This window comes from Rhizobium sp. Root149 (genome assembly GCF_001427345.1).
Classification (GTDB): Bacteria; Pseudomonadota; Alphaproteobacteria; order Rhizobiales; family Rhizobiaceae; genus Neorhizobium; species Neorhizobium rhizoryzae.
Window position 1 is genome coordinate 518,353 of record NZ_LMGD01000001.1, and the last position, 17,430, is coordinate 535,782.

The following is a 17,430-nucleotide window of genomic DNA, read 5'->3' on the forward strand; positions in this document are numbered from 1 at the left end:
TCAGCCGGATTGTTATCCTTCAGGGGCTCGTGTAGGAGGACGGCACCCCCGGAAATTTTGAGCAAAGACTGACATGAGTGGATTTGACCTTATCATCTTCGACTGCGACGGCGTTCTGGTCGATTCGGAAATCATCGCAGCGCAGGTCGAGTCCCGTCTGCTCACGGAAGCGGGCTACCCGATCTCCGTCGAGGAAATGGGCGAACGCTTCGCGGGCATGACCTGGAAGAACATTCTTCTGGCCATCGAGAAGGAAGTCGACATTCCCCTCTCCGCCTCTCTGCTCGACAAATCCGAAAAGCTGCTCGACCAGCGGCTGGAGCGGGATGTGAAGGTGATCGAGGGCGTGAAGCTGGCGCTGTCGCGGATTTCGACTCAGGCCTGCATCTGCTCCAACTCCTCCAGTCACCGGCTGGACATGATGCTGACCAAGGTTGGCCTGAAGCCCTATTTCGCCCCGCATATCTTTTCCGCCAAGGATCTCGGGCCGGACAAGGTGAAGCCGCGTCCGGACATTTTCCTGCACGCGCTGGCGACGTTCAAGGTCTCCCCTTCCCGCGCCGTCGTGGTGGAAGATTCCGTGCATGGCATTCACGGCGCCGTCGCCGCTGGCTGCCGAGTGGTCGGTTTTACCGGCGCATCGCATACCTATCCGAGCCATGCCGACCGGCTGACGGATGCCGGTGCTGAAACGGTCATCTCGCGCATGAGCGACCTGCCGGCAACGATTGCGGCGCTGGGAGAATGGGTGGGTGTGGCCTGATTTGAACTGACCCTACGACAAAGGGGGTAAATCTAGCCTCCGTCATGCTCGGGCCTGTCCCGAGCATCTGCAACCTACTGATTTTGTTATCTTCAGTAGATCCTCGGCACAAGGCCGAGGATGACGTTGTGTGTAAGGGATGTTTTACCGCTTGTTGCGGCCGGTCTTCTTGACCGTGGCATCGTCGAAGCCGATGCGAACGCGGGTAAAGGTGGAAACGCCGCCCATCTGGTTGGGGATCGAGACATCCGCCTTGTCGAACAGGAACTGCGCGACACCCTCCGCCGGAACATCCACGGCAGTGATCTGCGTCTGCGAGTAGAGAACCTTGTCGCCTTCGCCAATGACTTCGACATTGATCGGCAGGGAAATGCGGCCAGGCTTGCCAGCAGGGCCGATAACCACGCGGCCTTGCGCCTGTACGCGGATGGTCAGCGTTGTGTCATTGGCGGTGCAGGCGCGCGTGGCTTCAGACAGCGAAGCGCGATAGATGAGCTTGGCCGGATCATCCTTGGCATTGCCCGCATAGGCGTTCTTGATTGCCGATTGCTCCAGCATGCCCACCTGCGGGCAGTAGGCCTGCACGACAACCGGGCCTGTGGCGGCTGCGGGCTGCGCAGAGGAGCCCAGCGAAAGACCCGATACCGGTGAAGACGAATTGCAGCCTGCGAGGATTGCGAGAAGCGCGAGCGGTAGGAACTTGAGCGATTGCTTGCCAGACACGTGACTGCGACCCTTTTCTTCTGAACGGTCCCGAATAGGCGTCATGAATACGCATTCCGGGCTTTCACGGCAAATTTTGATGGTCTATACCAGCGCCCAAAGGAAAAATCGATTGGCATTGCAGCTGAATTTTACCTGTCGCAGAAGAGTTTGATGCGAACCAGGCAAGGTGGCGGTAGTGAAAGCGGCGTTTCCCCCCATGCCGGTCTCTCCGGCGTCTCTTGGATTGTGCTCAGGAATACGGTCTTGCAATATATCTCTACACGTGGTGATGCGCCCGCTCTTGGTTTTCGCGATGCCCTGCTGGCAGGTCTTGCCCGCGACGGCGGCCTTTATCTGCCGGAAACCTGGCCACAGCTTTCCAAAAAGGAAATCCGCAACCTGCGAGGCAAAAGCTATCAGGATGTAGCCTTCGCAGTTCTTTCGCATTTCACCGGCGATGAAATTCCAGCTGACGCCCTGAAATCCATGATCGACGAGGCCTATGCCACCTTCCGGCATCCGGCTATTGCGCCCCTCGTGCAGGTTGGCCCCAACGATTATGTGCTGGAACTCTTTCACGGCACGACGCTGGCCTTCAAGGACGTGGCCATGCAGCTGCTGGCCCGCCTGATGGATTATGTTCTGGCCGAGCGCGGCGAGCGTGCGACAATCGTCGGTGCAACATCCGGCGATACGGGCGGCGCGGCCATCGACGCCTTTGCCGGACGCGAGCGCACGGACGTGTTCATTCTGTTCCCGCATGGCAAGGTTTCGCCGGTGCAGCAGCGGCAGATGACGACCTCGGGACACGCCAATGTGCATGCCGTTGCCGTTCATGGCAATTTCGACGACTGCCAGGATCTGGTGAAGGCGATGTTCAACGACGTATCTTTCCGCGAAAGCGTGAAGCTGTCGGGCGTCAACTCCATCAACTGGGCGCGCATCATGGCGCAGGTTGTCTATTACTTCACATCCGCCATTTCGCTCGGCGCGCCGGATCGCAAGGTCTCGTTTACGGTGCCAACCGGCAATTTCGGCGACATTTTCGCCGGTTATGTGGCCAAGCGCATGGGCCTGCCGATCGACCGGCTGGTGATCGCCACCAATGACAACGACATTCTGGCGCGTACGCTGAAGACCGGCCGCTACGAGATGAAGCCGGTGGTGGCAACCACCTCGCCCTCCATGGACATCCAGATCTCGTCGAACTTCGAGCGGCTTCTGTTCGAATCCTACGGTCGCGATTCGGCAGCGGTTCGTTCGGCCATGTCGGGCCTGCGTCAATCAGGAGCCTTCGAGATCCAGCCGGAGGCGCTGAAGGCCATCCGCCGCGAATTCAAGGCCGGTCGGGCCACGCAGAAACAGGTGGCTGAGACCATTCGCGCGACCCTTGCCGAGACCGGCTACCTGCTTGATCCGCATACGGCGACGGGAATTTTCGTCGCCTCCAAGAACGCAAAGGGCACCAGCCCCATGGTGACACTTGCAACCGCGCACCCGGCCAAGTTCCAGGCAGCCGTAGAATCTGCTTGCGGAATTCATCCGGCGCTCCCATCATGGATGGGAGATCTGATGAGTAGGGAGGAGCACTTCGACCTGTTGGAACCCGAGCTGAAGGCGGTGGAAGCATTCATCAGCCAGCACGCGCGGGCAAAGGCTTGAACCATTGCTCTTGGGTAGACAGGTCAGAGTGCCGGAAAGACCAACGATGAATGTTGAAATCACCCGGCTTGCCTCCGGGTTGACCGTAGTGACGCAGAACATGCCGCATCTGGAAAGCGTGGCACTCGGCGTCTGGATCAAATCGGGCTCGCGCAATGAAACCGTAGACGAACACGGCATTGCGCATCTCCTGGAGCACATGGCCTTCAAGGGCACAGCACGGCGCAGCGCCCGTGACATTGCCGAGGAGATCGAGAATGTGGGCGGCGAACTCAACGCCGCCACGTCTACCGAAACCACCTCTTATTATGCACGCGTCCTGAAGGACCATGTGCCGCTAGCAATCGACATTCTGGCGGACATCCTGACGGAATCCTCTTTCGACGAGGAAGAGCTGGAGCGCGAAAAGCACGTCATCCTGCAGGAAATCGGTGCAGCCAACGATACGCCAGATGATGTGGTGTTCGACCGCTTCTCGGAGGTTGCCTATCGCGGGCAGACGATCGGTCGCCCGATACTCGGCACGCCGGAGACGGTGAAAGGCTTCCAGCCGGACCAGATCCGCGCCTATCTTTCGCGCAACTACACCACCGACCGCATGTTCATCGTGGCAGCCGGCGCCGTGGACCACGATACGCTGGTGAAGCAGGTGGAAGATCGCTTCTCCCTGTTGCCGACCACGCCTTCCGCGCCGCCAGTGTTCGAGCCTGCCCGCTATCTGGGTGGCGAAGTGCGCGAGATGCGTGACCTGATGGATACGCAATTGCTGCTCGGCTTCGAGGGCAAGGCCTACCACGCGCGCGATTTCTACTGCTCGCAAATCCTGGCAAACATTCTGGGCGGCGGCATGTCCTCACGTCTGTTTCAGGAGATCCGCGAACATCGGGGGCTCTGCTATTCGGTCTACGCCTTCCACTGGGGCTTTTCCGATACGGGCGTCTTCGGCGTTCATGCGGCAACCGGTGGCGAAGACCTGCCGGAACTGGTGCCGGTGATCCTGCAGGAGCTTCGCAAGTCCTCGGAATTCATCGACAACCAGGAAATCGATCGCGCCCGCGCCCAGATCCGCGCCCAGCTTCTGATGGGGCAGGAAAGCCCGGCTGCCCGCGCGGGGCAGATTGCCCGGCAGATGATCCTGCATGGTCGCATCATTCCAAACAACGAAATGATGGAACGTCTTGCAGGGATCACGACTTCGCGATTGACGGATCTTGCCGGACGCCTGTTTTTCGATACAGTCCCCACACTGTCCGCCATCGGCCCGGTCGAGAAACTGGCGCCGCTATCGGACATCACGGCGGCACTTTCTTCGCCGCAGATCAAGTCTCAGATCGCAGCCGGTTGATGGCGGTGGCTTCTCCTGCGCCCGTTGCAAGGAAAACGGGCGCGGCGAGGCAGAATGGGGTGGTTATTGGTGTTTCGGTTTCTGTCGCGCCAGCCGGAGTCCCCAGAGCTCTACGGAGATCATATTCTCTTGCGCCTGCCGCGCTATCAGGACTACGCCGCCTGGTATGCACTGCGCTCAGAGAGCCGCGCCTTCCTGCAGCCCTGGGAGCCAAGCTGGCGGCATGACGAGTTGACGGAATCGGCGTTTCGGGCACGGGTCATCCGTAATTCACAGGAATTCGCGTCGGGGCTCGCGGTGCCACTCTTCATGTTCCGGCGGGAAGACAAGGCCCTCCTGGGCGGCATTACAATCGGTTACATCCGCAGAGGAGCGGCGCAAAGCTGCATGGTTGGGTACTGGATGGGTGAACGACATGCCGCCAAGGGTCATATGTTTGCCGCAGTCCAGCTGGTAGTACCCTACATCTTCTCCGGGCTTCAGTTGCACCGTATCGAGGCAGCCTGTATTCCGGAGAACTGGAAGAGCATACGGCTTCTGGAAAAAGCCGGTTTCGAACGGGAAGGCGTGTTGCGGAAATATCTGAAAATCAACGGCGAGTGGCGCGATCACATCCTTTATTCGCTGATCGAGGGCGATACGGCCGAGCGCGGGAAGCAGCTGACCCTATGAGATGCGATCGCCTCATAGCAGCGGCAGTGTCGCGCGTGCTCGGACTGGTTCTGGCGATCATCATCTCGCTGTCGTCCGTCACGCAATCCTTCGCCTTCGAGCCGGTCAAGATCTCGCGCGACGACCGCGCGCTGAACCTGACGGCAACAACGGATATCTATGCCAACCAGGGTGAAGCCTTCCAGGTATCGACCGCGCCCGGAAGCGACGGCATTCGTCGCCGCATCGAGGTTCAGGCCAGCACACCCAACCATCAGGGCGACTGGGCGGTCTTCGCTCTCGCCAATGTATCCGAGGAGCAGCTGGAGCGCGTGATCGTTGCGCCGCATTTCCGGCTGGTCAATTCCAAGGTCATCTGGCCGGATCTCGGCTCGCAGCGCATCGATGCCATCACGCCCTCGGAAGGCTTTGCGCTGGATCGGGTGCCGAGCGCGGATGCCGATGTCTTCCGCATCACGCTGAACCCCGGCTCCGTGGTGACCTTCGTCGCCGAGCTTGCGACCCCTTCCCTGCCGCAGATCTATCTGTGGGAGCCGGATGCCTACAAGGATACGATCAATTCCTTCACGCTCTATCGCGGCATCGTGCTGGGCATTGCGGGTCTTCTGGCCGTGTTCCTCACCATTCTCTTCGTGGTGAAGGGTACCTCCATGCTGCCTGCTGCCGCAGCGCTCGCCTGGGCGGTTCTTGCCTATATCTGCGTGGACTTCGGGTTCCTGGAAAAGCTGATCAGCATCACCTCGAGCGATGTGCGAATATGGCGAGCCTGCGCGGAGGTGGCGCTGGCATCCTCGCTTGTCATCTTCCTCTTCACCTATCTCAACCTCAATCGCTGGCACGTGCATCTGGGACACGCCACCTTTGCCTGGGTCATCGGCCTTGTGCTTCTCTACGGCGTTGCGATCTACGATCCCTCGATTGCGTCGGGCATTGCAAGGATCTCGCTTTCGCTGACCGCAACGGCGGGCATTCTTCTGATCGTCTATCTGGGTCTCAACCGCTACGACCGCGCCATCCTGCTGGTGCCGACCTGGGCCCTGTTCATGGTCTGGCTGTTTGGCGGCTGGCTGACGGTCTCCGGCCAGCTGGACAATGACATCATCCAGCCTGCACTCGGCGGTGGCCTTGTTCTGATCGTCCTCCTCATCGGCTTCACGGTCATGCAGCACGCCTTCGCGGGTGGCGCCTATCAGCAAGGTCTGTTTTCCGATCTGGAACGGCAGTCGCTGGCTCTCATGGGCAGTGGCGATACGGTGTGGGACTGGGATGTGGCGCGCGACCGTCTGGTGACGACGCCGGATGTGGCCGTGCGCCTTGGCATGCAGCTTGGCAGCATGCACGGGCCGGTTCGCAACTGGATACCCCGCCTGCATCCGGATGACCGTGATCGGTTCAAGGCAACACTCGATGTTCTGCTGGAACAGCGCAAGGGGCGGCTTCACCACGAATTTCGTGTTCGGGCTGAAGACGGCCATTACCATTGGCTGCAGATCCGCGCGCGGCCCGTGCTGGGTTCGAACGGCGAAATCATCCGCTGCGTCGGCACCATCGTGGACGTGACGGAACCGAAGAATTCCGTCGAACGCCTGCTTTCCGATGCGCTGCACGACAATCTGACCGGCCTGCCGAACCGCCAGCTTTTCCTCGACCGGCTGCAATCGATCCTGTCTATCGCGGCCGGCAGCGACAACGTCAGACCGACGGTCATGGCGATCGATATCGACCGCTACAAGCAGGTGAACGATGCGCTGGGCATTGCGGCTGGCGACAATATTCTCATCGCGCTGACACGGCGGTTGCGTCGCCTGCTGAAGCCGCAGGATACGCTGGCGCGCATTTCCGGCGACCAGTTCGGCATCATTCTCGTATCGGAGCGCGACCCGGCAAAGGTGGCGGATTTCGCCGATGCTGTTGCGCAGGCCATCATGGTGCCGATCAATTTTGCCCAGCGCGAGGTCATTCTCACCGCGTCCGTTGGCCTGTCTTCCTGGGTGGACCAGCAGGAAAATGCCGTCAGCATGCTGGGCGATGCGGAGCTTGCCATGTACAGGGCCAAGCGCGGCGGCGGCAACAAGGTGGAACCCTTCCGGCCAGCTTTCCGTGGCAATGATACGCCGGACCGGCTGCAGGTGGAGACGGACCTGCGCCGTGCGCTGGAACGCCGCGAGCTTTCCATGGCCTATCAGCCGATCATCCAGCTTTCGGACGGCGAGATCGTCGGTTTTGAGGCCCTTATGCGCTGGGAGCATCCGAAGCGCGGCCTCATTCCGCCCAGCGAGTTCATTCCGATTGCGGAGACCTGCGATCTCATCGAGCCGCTCGGCATCTTTGCGCTTGAATGCGCAACCTCGGATCTCGGTACCTGGGAAAAGGTAACCGGCGAACTGCCAATCTTCATGTCGGTCAATCTGTCGAGTGCGCAGCTTTTGAACGCTGATCTCTTTAACGAAATCCGCGCGCTGCTGAACCGCACCGGCTGCGATCCGCACCGGCTGAAGCTGGAGCTGACGGAATCCATGATGATGGATAATCCCGAGCAGGCTCGTCTCATTCTCGACAAGCTGAAGGATCTTGGCGTCAGTCTTGCGCTGGATGACTTCGGAACGGGCTATTCTTCGCTCGGCTATCTGACCCAGTTCCCCTTCGACACGATCAAGATCGACAAATCGCTGGTTCTCGATCATTCCGAGCGTGGCGAAGTGCTGCTGCGCTCCATCATCAACATGGTGCGCTCCATGGATATGACAGTCGTGGCGGAAGGTATCGGCACCGATGAGGATGCGGCTGAACTGGCGCGTCTGGGATGCCCCTATGGTCAGAGCTATCTGTTCGGCGCCCCGATGCCCGCCGATGCGGTGCAAAGGCTGCTGCGTGAACGCTTCCCCCTCACCCGCCGGGCATGATGGCAAAGGTTCAGAAGATCATCCTCGTCGGAAAAATCCTCTTCACAATCCTGCCTTGATTGAGGTGATATGAGGCCCGTGCGATGATCGCGCGCCTGCCTTTCTTATCACCTCCATCACAACGAGGCTGCCTATGGCCGAAACGGATGCTTCCATGACCTCCGACGACGAGGACATGCCGACTGCCGCCACCATGGAAACCGATCCCGACACGGGCGTGGTGACGATAAAGCGCAAGCTGATCCGCGATGCCGTCACCGGCCAGCAGTTGAAACGGCGCGATGCGGTCAACATCGAAAACATGCGCCCGGCTCTGGTGGATTTCATCCGGCAGGATCACCCGGACATTCCCCATAGAGGCTTTCTCAGTCGCAAGCTCATCGAGAAATATCGCAGCCGCTTCATCTCGGAACTGCTGCGCGAGGAGCGAGGCGAGCTTTCCGTCCTCGAGAACGAGGTTATCGAGAGCCTCGAAAGCCACGATACGCTGACGGAGAACATCGAAGACGATTACGAAGAAAAGCGCTCGCTGGGTGACCGCGTTGCCGATGGCGTGGCCAGTTTCGGCGGAAGCTGGACCTTCATCATCTCCTTCTGCGCCTTTCTGGCCGTCTGGATGATGATGAACCTGGTCCTCGGTGCGAACGAGGCCTTCGACGCCTATCCTTTCATTTTGCTCAATCTGGTGCTCTCCACCATCGCAGCACTTCAGGCGCCGGTGATCATGATGAGCCAGCGGCGGCAGGAGCAGAAAGACCGGCTGCGGGCGCTGAACGATTACAAAGTGAACCTGAAGGCCGAACTGGAAATCCGCCACCTGCATGAAAAGGTGGATCATCTCCTCAACCGGCAATGGGAACGCCTGACAGAGATCCAGCAGATCCAGATCGAAATGATGCGCGATCAGGCCAAGAAGACAGAGCGCGCGCTGAAGGCAGTAAAAAGCGCCAAGCCACCGCAGAAAAAGACAAAGGCCCCGGCAGCAGCGCCGGAGCCTTCAGATGGATCGCAGTAGGGATCAGTGTTTTCCGTGTACCAGGCCGTGGATGAATTCCAGCTTGGCCACGACCGTGGGCGTCAGGATGAAGGGATAGAGATCCGGCACGCCCATGGACCGGTGGATACTGTTGAGTGCCACTGAAAAGGGAATCCAGACGTCCACCAATTGTGCTGCATCTCTCGCCTTGTAGGGATTGAAGGCAACTTCTGACGCAAGATCCTCATGGCCGCGCGGTTCGATGGCAATGCCGAAAGAGCGAGCAGTTTCCAGCGTATCCACGATGTGGAGATAATGCGCGAAGCTTTCGGCAAAATCTTCCCACGGATGGGTGCTGGCATAGGTGCTGATGAAGCTCTCCTGCCAATTTGGCGGCGGGCCTTGTTCGTAGTTGCGGCGCAGGGCTTCGCTATAATCTTCGGTCTCATCGCCAAAGGCCAGCCGGAAAGGCCCTAGTCGGTCGCGATCGCGCACGAGCTTGTCCCACATATAGTGGCCCGTCTCGTGGCGGAAGTGACCGAGCATGGTGCGGTAGGGCTCGTTCATGGAGACACGAACCTGCTCACGCGTGGCATCATCGGCTTCCGCAGCACGAATTGCGATCAAACCATCCTCATGGCCTGTCATGGCCGGAACGACTGTGCCGTCCGGCTGCACTTCATCGACCAGAAAATCGAAGACCAGACCGCCTTCCGGGTCTTCCTCACGGGTCGTGCGGGGAAGGTCCCACTTCAACATCGAATAGAACAAATGCCGTTGTGCCTGGCTGATCGTGCGCCATTGCCGCAATCCCTCCTCGGTCGAGGCATCCGGCACCAGACGATTGTGGCGACACGCGACGCAGAATGTTTCTGAACCCTCTGCGGGCATCGTCCAGTTGCAGATGTCGTTCACTTCGTTCGTGCAGAGGCGCACCTTGTGGTCAGGCCGCGCAATCAGACACCAGACACCATCGCCCTCATCTTCCAAAGCATGCATAGCCATGCGCTCCGGCACGAATGCAAGCCGGTGGCCGCAGTTTACACAAACCCTGTTGTCGAAATGGATCGACTGACCGCAATGATCGCACTCGAAAAGGCGCATCTTTATTTTCCAATGAGGTGATGAGGTAGTCTCATAGTAAAAACCTGCTCCGAGGGGACGCGGAACAGGCTTTTACGTATTAATTCAGAAAAGTATCAGGCGCGATCTACGACGTTCTTGACCGCATCCTTTGCTTCACCCTTGGCAACCTGGGTCTTACCCTTGGCTTCCTGGGCAGCGCCCTTCGCTTCAAGCGAGCGGTTATCGGTCATGTCGCCGACAGCCTGCTTTGTCTTGCCAGCCATTTCGTTAGCCTTGCCGGAAATCTTGTCGCTCATGCTACCCATGGTGTTTTCTCCTTGATTGGCCTGATCTTTTTCTTCATCAGGCTTCAGTCGGATAACGTACCTTGGTCAAGTTTGTTCCGGATTATTTTAAAATCGTTGCTCTATACTTCAGGCGTGTCCTGCGTTGGGAGACAGAAGCTCGGGGCTGACACCCATCGTTGCAAGCGCCCTCTCATATTTGGCATCAAGAGAGCGGTCGAAGATGAGGCTGTCGGTCGCCGGGCAGTTGAGCCAGACATTATTGCGGATCTCCGCCTCCAATTGACCTGGACCCCAGCCGGCATAGCCGAGCAGCATCGTCGCCTTCTGCGGGCCGCGGCCATCATAGATGGCGCGCACGATATCCAGCGTCGCAGTGAGCGAGATATCCTCACTGACAGGAATGGTGCTTTCACTGACATAGTCATCGGAATGAAGCACGAAACCCCGCCCGGATTCCACCGGACCGCCACTCAGCACCGGAAAGTCCCGTGTGGATGTGGGAAGCATGATTGCATCACTGGCTTCGATGATCTTGACGTGCTGCAAAAGCTCCGTGAAGGACACCGCCTGCGCGCGGTTGATAATGAAGCCCATGGCACCCGCCGAGGAATGGGCGCAGATGTAGACCACCGTGCGGGTGAAATTTCCATCTGCCAGGCACGGCATGGCAATTAGGAACTGACCGTCCAGAAAGCCGCGCTCCCGCTTGTCCTTGATGTGCGAAATCATTGCCATGATGCCTCCAGTGTTCGGTTAAACCGGCCCTCGGGGCGGGCGGCGGATGTTTTATTAACACCCTCTCCACCAAGATGGGGCAGGCTGCGCTATCAATCAACCGAAAATGAAGAGCCTTGTGACGTTGTGACTGGCAAGGCATCAAGTGCTCGACTAAATCTCCGATCATGGCTTCAATACTGAAAACCGGTTTGCGGTTCCAAACTCTCTGTCTCGGCCTGCTTGCCACGCTCGCAAGCTCGCTTACGCCTGCCCATGCCGAGATGTCGGACTGGGCGGTGAACGATGGCGGGCGCATGCGCATCGTGGCCTTGCCACCGGAGCCCGACGGGACGGTGCGCGGCGCCTTGCAGATCGAACCGCGTGACGGCTGGATTACCTACTGGAAGCAACCGGGACAGGCGGGCATTCCACCCCAGCTTTCGCTGGCGCCGGACAGCGGCCTGACCCTGACCGACATGAAGTTTCCGGTGCCCAAGCAGTTCGTGGACGGCGACATCCGCGATCTTGGTTACGACCATCCCGTGACACTGCCGTTTACGGTCAAGATCACCGATGCGAGCCGTCCGGCGGTGTTCAAGGCTTCCGCGTTCATCGGTCTCTGCCGCAATATCTGCGTTCCGTTCCAGGCGGAGTTCCAGGTCAACCTGCTCTCCAAGAAACTTCCGCTCGAAGAAAACCTGATCCTTGATGAAGCCACACGCCATCTGCCGGAAGTACCCTCACCCGATTTTGCGGTGGCAGAATCAAAACTGGGTTCTGATCACAAGAAGCTCAAGCTTTCGCTGAAGCTGCCAGAGGGATCGCCCCGGCCTGATATCGTGGTGGTGGGGCCGGACGGCCACGTACTGCTCGATCAGGAACATGCCAAAACCTCCGGCGGCATCTATTCTGTGGATATGCCGCTTGGCAAACTGGCCAACAAGCCAATGCAAACCGGACAGTACTGGAGCCTTCTGGTGATTGCAGGCAACAGAGCCATGGAGACCCCGCTTGCCATCGAATAGGCGGGCTCTATAGTGCGGCGCATTCCTATCAACCGCACGAAGGACAAAAGCTATGACGATTGCTGAAGGCGATACCCTGCCGCAGGCCAAGTTCAAGGAAAAGACCGCTGACGGCCCGATCGAGGTCACGACAGACGAGCTGTTCAAGGGCAAGAAGGTCGTCCTTTTCGCGGTTCCGGGCGCCTTTACCCCCACCTGCTCGCTCAACCATCTGCCGGGCTATCTTGAAAATCGCGATGCGCTGCTGGAGCGTGGCGTGGATGAGATCGCGGTTGTTGCCGTCAACGATTTCTTCGTGATGGGTGCCTGGGCTGAAAAGACCGGCGGCACCGGCAAGATCCGCTTCCTGTCGGATTGGGATGCCAGCTTTACCAAGGCCATCGGCCTTGAGCTGGATGCATCCGGCGCCGGCCTCGGCATTCGTTCCAAGCGCTATTCCATGCTGGTCGAAGACGGTGTTGTGAAGTCGCTCAACATCGAGGAATCACCCGGTCAGGCAACCGTGTCTGGCGCTGCGGCGATGCTGGAACGCCTGTAATCTCACTATTCTGCGCTGACGAGCGGCCTCCATCCGGAGGCCGCTTTTTTTATTGCGATCACGTCACCCGTTTCGCCATGCACACCTTGCCCTTATTCCGCCATTTTTGTTATAACATAACCGTAATGTCATAACATTCATGAGGCGCGGATGCGCAACTCCTTGTTTTTCATCGATCTCCTCCAGCGCTCTGCGCTTGTTCGTCTACTCGGCGTCGGTGTCGTGCTGGCCCTCCTGTGGCTGGCAGTCCACTGGGCGATTTCGCTGCCATGAGGACGCCCGTCCTTTCGCTTTCGAACCTCACGGTCACCTACGACCGGCATCCGGCGGTTCATCATGTAAACGGTCAGATCGCTGAAGGCAGCCTGACTGCCATTGCGGGGCCGAATGGAGCGGGCAAATCCACGCTTCTGAAGGCGATTATTGGTGAGTTGCGGCCCGCCGAGGGACGGATTGAGCATGGTTTGCGTCGTACGGAAATCGGCTATCTGCCGCAGGCCGCAGAGATAAACCGTCGTTTTCCCGTTTCTGTTCTGGATACGGTTCTGCTGGGTGCCTGGAAGAATACCGGCGCCTTTGGCGGCGTGAACGGCAAGGATCGAGCGGATGCGATGCACGCCTTGCAGGCCGTTGGTCTTCAGGGTTTTGAGCGCCGCTCCATTGGCTCGCTTTCAGCGGGGCAGTTTCAGCGCGTGTTGTTTGCCCGCCTGCTGGTGCAGGATGCAAAGGTCATTCTGCTGGACGAACCCTTCACGGCCATCGACGCACGCACCACACGCGATCTTCTGGAGATCGTGCGGAACTGGCATGGCGAAGGCCGCACAGTGGTGGCCGTGCTTCATGATTTCGAGCAGGTGCGGCAGCATTTTCCTGAAACGCTGCTGATTGCCCGTGAACTGATCGCCTGGGGACCGACGACCGAGGTGATGTCTGCCGCCAATCTTTCCCGCGCACGTGCCATGGCCGAGCGTTGGGATGAGAACGCCGCCGTCTGCGAGGGCGCCGCATGAGCGCCTATGACATCTTCATCGCGCCGATGATGGATTACGGCTTCATGCGTCGTGCGCTTGTCGCGTGTCTTTGTCTGGCGCTGGGTTCCGGCCCGATCGGCGTCTTCCTCATGATGCGCCGCATGAGCCTGATGGGCGATGCCTTAAGCCACGCCGTGCTGCCAGGAGCGGCTATCGGCTATCTCGTTGCCGGTTCCCTATCGCTGACGGCCATGGGGCTCGGCGGGTTGATTGCCGGGCTTTCCGTCGCTGTTCTTGCGGGCATCGTCAGCCGTTTCACGAACCTGGCGGAAGATGCGAGCTTTGCCAGTTTCTACCTCACGTCACTGGCGCTGGGTGTGCTGATCGTTTCCTTGCGCGGCTCCAACATCGATCTTCTGCATGTGCTGTTCGGCACCATTCTCGCCATAGATGAAGAGGCGCTGATCCAGATCGGCCTGATCACTTCGCTGACACTGGTCGTGATCGCAGCCATCTATCGCCCGCTGGTCGCCGAATGCTTCGATCCCGGCTTCCTGAAAGCGGTCGGTGGGCGCGGCCCGCTCTATCACTACATCTTCCTGTTGATGGTGGTGCTGAACCTCGTCGCCAGCTTCCAGGCGCTCGGCACGCTGATGGCGGTGGGCCTGATGATGTTGCCAGCCGCAACGGCCCAACTCTGGGCGCGCAGCCTGTCCACCATGCTTCTCGTCGCCTTCGGCTCTGCGCTGGTTTCAGGATATGTGGGCCTGATCGCCTCGTATCATCTGGAACTGGCATCCGGTCCGACAATCATCATGACGGCCGCATGTCTCTACGGCTGCTCCATTCTTGTTGCGCCCTCCGGCATCATGCGGCGCTTCTTTCCCCTCCCTCACCTCAAAGGCTAACCCAGGAGCATTGTCCATGTCTTCCCGCCTGCTGTTTCTCTCCGCTGCCATACCCGCCATCATGGCTTTCACCGCACCTGTCTCCGCTGCCGAACTGAAGGCCGTTGCCAGTTTCACGGTTCTTGCCGACATCGTTCATCAGGTGGGCGGCGACAAGGTACAGGTTTCCACGCTTGTGGGTCCGGATGGTGACCCCCATGAATTCGAGCCGACACCTGCCAATGCCAAGGCGCTGAAGGCGGCGGATGTGGTGTTCGTCAGTGGCGAAGGGCTGGAAGGCTGGATGGACCGCCTGATTTCCGCATCGGGTTTCAAGGGCAAGCCGGTGGTGGCTTCCGAAGGTGTGAACACGCGCACCATGGACGAGGATGGCAAGACGGTGACCGATCCGCATGTCTGGAACAGCCCGGTCAATGTGAAAGTCTGGGTCGCCAATATCGAAAAGGCGCTTTCCGCAGCCGATCCTGCAGACGCCGCAACCTTCAAGGCCAATGCGGAGGCCTACAGCAAGAAGCTGGACGAGTTGAACGCCTACGCCCATTCCAAGCTGGACAAGATCCCGCAGGAGCAGCGCAAGGTGCTGACCAGCCATGATGCGTTTGGCTATTTCGGACGTGAGTACAAGGTCAGTTTCCTGGCGCCGCTGGGTGTTTCCACCGAAACGGAAGCCTCTGCCGCTGACGTGGCCAAGCTGATCGAGCAGATCAAGGCTGAAAAGGTGAAGACCTACTTCTTCGAAAACTCCAACGACCCGAGGCTGGTGAAGCAGGTTGCCAAGGCGACGGGCGCCAAGCCGGGCGGCGAGCTTTATGTCGAGTCTCTCTCCAAGCCGAAGGGGCCCGCCTCCACCTACGAGAAGATGTTCCGCTTCAACGTGGACCAGATGGCCGCTGCCATGGAGAAGGCGAGCTGACCATCACACAGATCCGGCGCAACCTGCTCCCCCTCACTTGGCAGGTCACCGGTCGAATGAGGGGGCTTGCCCAGCCCCCTCGTTCTGTCATTTTCTTGAAGCGTGTTGCTTCGCTCTTGACGCTTTATCTCTTTGTTTTATCGCATGTCGTTGTCGCAAAACCGCTGCACACTTTTAGCTACGACATGCTCAAGTCTCGAAATCGAAGACCATCAATCCGGCGAGACCGCCATCGCAAGCCGCGACGAGGCGATCACCGACCGCAACATGCTCCGGATGAACGAGGTAGGCGTCACGCGCATCGGCGTTTTCGAACGTGACAACAAAGCCATCGCGAAAACCACCGCTCAGGCCTTCCGGCGAGACGTTCGGTCCGTGCTGGATCTCAACAATGCCGGGGATACGTTCCTTCAAGGCCGCGAGCGCCTCGAAAAGCGCCGCTTTTTCCTCTGCCGGCAGCGATGCTTTGAGACGCAGAAATACACAGTGCAGGATCATGCCGTCCCCTCCCATTTATAGCTTTCTTGCGTTGAGCCCGGTCGGTTCAACGCTTCTTGAACGGCTCCATGCCGAGCCTTGCCAGTTCGTCCGCCCGTTCGTTTTCCGGGTGACCCGCATGGCCCTTGACCCAGTGCCATTTCACCTTGTGCCGCTGGTTGGCGACATCGAGTTCCTGCCAAAGTTCACCATTCTTGACCGGCTTCTTGTCCGCCGTCTTCCAGCCGTTCTTCTTCCAGCCGAAGATCCACTTGGAGATGCCGTCCATCACATATTTGCTATCGGTATGAAGGTCGACCTCGCAGGGGCTCTTCAGCGCATTGAGCGCGCTGATCGCCGCCAGCAGTTCCATGCGGTTATTGGTGGTTTCTGGCTCGCCGCCATAGAGTTCCTTTTCATTCTCCCCGTAGCGAAGAATGGCGCCCCAGCCACCCGGACCCGGATTGCCCGAACAGGCACCGTCGGTAAAGATCTGCACCTGTTTCATGCGGCGGGCTCCAGCCCATATTCGGATGCAGCTTCGATCGCGCGGTGAAAGCGCGATTTGCGCAGGTATTCGATCGGATCTTTCTTGACCACCAGAGCGCCCTCCGGCGTCGTCAGCCAGTCGTAAAGCCGCGTCAGGAAAAAGCGTAGGGCCGAACCCCGGCACAGGACCGGAAGAGCCGCAATCTCATCTGCGTTCAAGGGACGAACGGACTGGTAACCGGCAAGAAGCGCGCTGCCCTTCGCGAAATTATAGGCGCCATCGGGCTGGAAGCACCAGGCATTCAGGCAGATGGAGACATCGTAGGCCAGAAGATCATTGCAGGCGAAATAGAAATCGATCAATCCTGACAGGCGATCGGACAGGAAGAACACATTGTCCTGAAACAGATCGGCATGGATGACGCCCTGCGGCAGATCCTGCGGCCAGTGGCTGACCAGATAGTCGAGCTCGGCGCCGATTTCCTGCTGAAGACCGGGCAGAACCTCATCGGCACGCGGGGCAGCCTTGGCCCACAGCTCCTGCCAGCCATCCACCGAAAGCGCGTTGCGGCGGGTAATCGAAAAGTCGCGTGCCGCCAGATGCATCTGCGCCAGCGCAACACCTACGGCGTGGCAATGCTGTGCTTCGGGCTTGCGCAGCCACATGCCTTCCAGAAAGGAAATGAGCGCCGCCGGGCGACCCGACAGTTCACCGCAAATCTTGCCATCATGGCGCGGCAGCGGCAGCGGGCAATTCAGGCCCTTCTGCGCAAGGTGCTGCATCAGCCCGAGGAAGAAGGGCAGATCACCTGCGTCGACCCGCTTCTCGTAAAGCGTCAGGATTAGCGGATCCTTCGTGGTATGCAGCAGGAAATTGGAGTTCTCGACGCCCTCCGCGATCCCCTTGTAGGAGGTCAGTTCGCCTACATCATATTCGCTCAGAAAATTGCGAAGGTCGTTTTCGGTAATGTCGGTATAGACAGCCAAGAGCTC

At 59.1% G+C, this 17,430-nt stretch carries 19 protein-coding genes; 12 read left to right on the top strand and 7 right to left on the bottom strand.

What is annotated here, in order from left to right; all coding sequences use genetic code 11:
• The first annotated feature begins 73 nt into the window (after positions 1 to 73).
• Positions 74 to 763, top strand: coding sequence for an HAD family phosphatase (locus ASD54_RS02490; RefSeq protein WP_062552997.1), 690 nt, complete (start codon positions 74 to 76; stop codon positions 761 to 763).
• A 144-nt stretch (positions 764 to 907) separates the two neighbouring features.
• Here ASD54_RS02490 and ASD54_RS02495 read toward each other — a convergent pair whose 3' ends face one another.
• The gene (locus tag ASD54_RS02495) at positions 908 to 1,531 is read right to left on the bottom strand and encodes a PilZ domain-containing protein (protein ID WP_210300730.1); all 624 of its coding nucleotides are present in this window, start codon (positions 1,529 to 1,531) and stop codon (positions 908 to 910) included.
• Between the two features lie 201 nt (positions 1,532 to 1,732).
• On the opposite strand from ASD54_RS02495, the gene thrC reads away from it, so the two are divergent.
• From thrC to ASD54_RS02520, 5 genes are all read left to right on the top strand, one after another.
• Positions 1,733 to 3,130: a threonine synthase gene (thrC, locus tag ASD54_RS02500; protein WP_062553246.1), complete on the top strand. Its 1,398-nt coding sequence runs from the start codon at positions 1,733 to 1,735 to the stop codon at positions 3,128 to 3,130.
• A gap of 46 nt (positions 3,131 to 3,176) precedes the next feature.
• Entirely contained in the window at positions 3,177 to 4,475 is a 1,299-nt protein-coding gene (locus ASD54_RS02505; RefSeq protein ID WP_062552998.1) for a pitrilysin family protein, read from the top strand.
• Positions 4,476 to 4,544: 69 nt separating this feature from the next.
• Positions 4,545 to 5,147, top strand: coding sequence for a GNAT family protein (locus ASD54_RS02510; RefSeq protein ID WP_244484635.1), 603 nt, complete (start codon positions 4,545 to 4,547; stop codon positions 5,145 to 5,147).
• The gene (locus ASD54_RS02515; RefSeq protein ID WP_062553000.1) at positions 5,144 to 8,050 is read left to right on the top strand and encodes an EAL domain-containing protein; all 2,907 of its coding nucleotides are present in this window, start codon (positions 5,144 to 5,146) and stop codon (positions 8,048 to 8,050) included. The genes ASD54_RS02510 and ASD54_RS02515 overlap by 4 nt, the downstream gene beginning before the upstream one ends.
• Positions 8,051 to 8,225: 175 nt before the next feature.
• Positions 8,226 to 9,065, top strand: a complete 840-nt coding sequence (locus tag ASD54_RS02520; protein WP_244484657.1) for a DUF1003 domain-containing protein — start codon at positions 8,226 to 8,228, stop codon at positions 9,063 to 9,065.
• A gap of 3 nt (positions 9,066 to 9,068) precedes the next feature.
• Here the strand turns inward: ASD54_RS02520 and ASD54_RS02525 are convergent, their stop codons facing one another.
• The 3 genes from ASD54_RS02525 to ASD54_RS02535 form a co-directional block, all read right to left on the bottom strand.
• The gene (locus ASD54_RS02525; protein ID WP_062553001.1) at positions 9,069 to 10,130 is read right to left on the bottom strand and encodes a putative zinc-binding metallopeptidase; all 1,062 of its coding nucleotides are present in this window, start codon (positions 10,128 to 10,130) and stop codon (positions 9,069 to 9,071) included.
• A gap of 95 nt (positions 10,131 to 10,225) precedes the next feature.
• Positions 10,226 to 10,417: a CsbD family protein gene (locus ASD54_RS02530; RefSeq protein WP_062553002.1), complete on the bottom strand. Its 192-nt coding sequence runs from the start codon at positions 10,415 to 10,417 to the stop codon at positions 10,226 to 10,228.
• Between the two features lie 108 nt (positions 10,418 to 10,525).
• On the bottom strand, positions 10,526 to 11,134 hold the full coding sequence (locus ASD54_RS02535) for a YqgE/AlgH family protein (protein ID WP_062553003.1): 609 nt from the start codon (positions 11,132 to 11,134) through the stop codon (positions 10,526 to 10,528).
• 167 nt (positions 11,135 to 11,301) lie between these two features.
• Here ASD54_RS02535 and ASD54_RS02540 point away from each other — a divergent pair, with 167 nt between their 5' ends.
• The 6 genes from ASD54_RS02540 (at position 11,302) to ASD54_RS02560 (ending at position 15,471) form a co-directional block, all read left to right on the top strand.
• A complete protein-coding gene (locus tag ASD54_RS02540; protein WP_062553004.1) occupies positions 11,302 to 12,141 on the top strand; it encodes a protein-disulfide reductase DsbD domain-containing protein in 840 nt (279 codons plus the stop codon).
• A gap of 52 nt (positions 12,142 to 12,193) precedes the next feature.
• Entirely contained in the window at positions 12,194 to 12,679 is a 486-nt protein-coding gene (locus ASD54_RS02545) for a peroxiredoxin (RefSeq protein ID WP_062553005.1), read from the top strand.
• 150 nt (positions 12,680 to 12,829) lie between these two features.
• Positions 12,830 to 12,952, top strand: a complete 123-nt coding sequence (locus tag ASD54_RS27385) for a hypothetical protein (protein ID WP_280139160.1) — start codon at positions 12,830 to 12,832, stop codon at positions 12,950 to 12,952.
• Positions 12,949 to 13,689, top strand: coding sequence for an ABC transporter ATP-binding protein (locus tag ASD54_RS02550; RefSeq protein WP_062553006.1), 741 nt, complete (start codon positions 12,949 to 12,951; stop codon positions 13,687 to 13,689). Before ASD54_RS27385 ends, ASD54_RS02550 begins: the two co-directional genes overlap by 4 nt.
• Complete coding sequence (locus ASD54_RS02555) at positions 13,686 to 14,558, top strand: metal ABC transporter permease (protein ID WP_062553007.1); 873 nt, start codon at positions 13,686 to 13,688, stop codon at positions 14,556 to 14,558. The genes ASD54_RS02550 and ASD54_RS02555 overlap by 4 nt, the downstream gene beginning before the upstream one ends.
• A 16-nt stretch (positions 14,559 to 14,574) precedes the next feature.
• A complete protein-coding gene (locus ASD54_RS02560) occupies positions 14,575 to 15,471 on the top strand; it encodes a metal ABC transporter substrate-binding protein (protein WP_062553008.1) in 897 nt (298 codons plus the stop codon).
• 189 nt (positions 15,472 to 15,660) lie between these two features.
• Here the strand turns inward: ASD54_RS02560 and ASD54_RS02565 are convergent, their stop codons facing one another.
• Genes ASD54_RS02565 through ASD54_RS02575 form a run of 3 tightly spaced genes read right to left on the bottom strand, consistent with a single transcriptional unit; the run spans position 15,661 to position 17,424 of the window.
• Entirely contained in the window at positions 15,661 to 15,969 is a 309-nt protein-coding gene (locus tag ASD54_RS02565; protein ID WP_062553009.1) for a Dabb family protein, read from the bottom strand.
• Between the two features lie 46 nt (positions 15,970 to 16,015).
• A complete protein-coding gene (gene rnhA, locus ASD54_RS02570) occupies positions 16,016 to 16,456 on the bottom strand; it encodes a ribonuclease HI (protein WP_062553010.1) in 441 nt (146 codons plus the stop codon).
• Positions 16,453 to 17,424, bottom strand: coding sequence for a homoserine kinase (locus ASD54_RS02575; protein WP_062553247.1), 972 nt, complete (start codon positions 17,422 to 17,424; stop codon positions 16,453 to 16,455). Before ASD54_RS02575 ends, rnhA begins: the two co-directional genes overlap by 4 nt.
• Positions 17,425 to 17,430: the final 6 nt, after the last annotated feature.

Bases quoted from the DNA above. Each gene is read 5' to 3' on its own strand.
- ASD54_RS27385 (WP_280139160.1), top strand. From the start codon at position 12,830: ATGCGCAACTCCTTGTTTTTCATCGATCTCCTCCAGCGCTCTGCGCTT.
- rnhA (WP_062553010.1), bottom strand. From the start codon at position 16,456: ATGAAACAGGTGCAGATCTTTACCGACGGTGCCTGTTCGGGCAATCCG.
- ASD54_RS02555 (WP_062553007.1), top strand. From the start codon at position 13,686: ATGAGCGCCTATGACATCTTCATCGCGCCGATGATGGATTACGGCTTC.
- ASD54_RS02530 (WP_062553002.1), bottom strand. From the start codon at position 10,417: ATGGGTAGCATGAGCGACAAGATTTCCGGCAAGGCTAACGAAATGGCT.
- ASD54_RS02515 (WP_062553000.1), top strand. From the start codon at position 5,144: ATGAGATGCGATCGCCTCATAGCAGCGGCAGTGTCGCGCGTGCTCGGA.
- ASD54_RS02520 (WP_244484657.1), top strand. From the start codon at position 8,226: ATGCCGACTGCCGCCACCATGGAAACCGATCCCGACACGGGCGTGGTG.
- ASD54_RS02545 (WP_062553005.1), top strand. From the start codon at position 12,194: ATGACGATTGCTGAAGGCGATACCCTGCCGCAGGCCAAGTTCAAGGAA.
- ASD54_RS02550 (WP_062553006.1), top strand. From the start codon at position 12,949: ATGAGGACGCCCGTCCTTTCGCTTTCGAACCTCACGGTCACCTACGAC.
- ASD54_RS02525 (WP_062553001.1), bottom strand. From the start codon at position 10,130: ATGCGCCTTTTCGAGTGCGATCATTGCGGTCAGTCGATCCATTTCGAC.
- ASD54_RS02560 (WP_062553008.1), top strand. From the start codon at position 14,575: ATGTCTTCCCGCCTGCTGTTTCTCTCCGCTGCCATACCCGCCATCATG.
- ASD54_RS02495 (WP_210300730.1), bottom strand. From the start codon at position 1,531: ATGACGCCTATTCGGGACCGTTCAGAAGAAAAGGGTCGCAGTCACGTG.
- ASD54_RS02540 (WP_062553004.1), top strand. From the start codon at position 11,302: ATGGCTTCAATACTGAAAACCGGTTTGCGGTTCCAAACTCTCTGTCTC.
- ASD54_RS02535 (WP_062553003.1), bottom strand. From the start codon at position 11,134: ATGGCAATGATTTCGCACATCAAGGACAAGCGGGAGCGCGGCTTTCTG.
- ASD54_RS02490 (WP_062552997.1), top strand. From the start codon at position 74: ATGAGTGGATTTGACCTTATCATCTTCGACTGCGACGGCGTTCTGGTC.
- ASD54_RS02505 (WP_062552998.1), top strand. From the start codon at position 3,177: ATGAATGTTGAAATCACCCGGCTTGCCTCCGGGTTGACCGTAGTGACG.
- ASD54_RS02565 (WP_062553009.1), bottom strand. From the start codon at position 15,969: ATGATCCTGCACTGTGTATTTCTGCGTCTCAAAGCATCGCTGCCGGCA.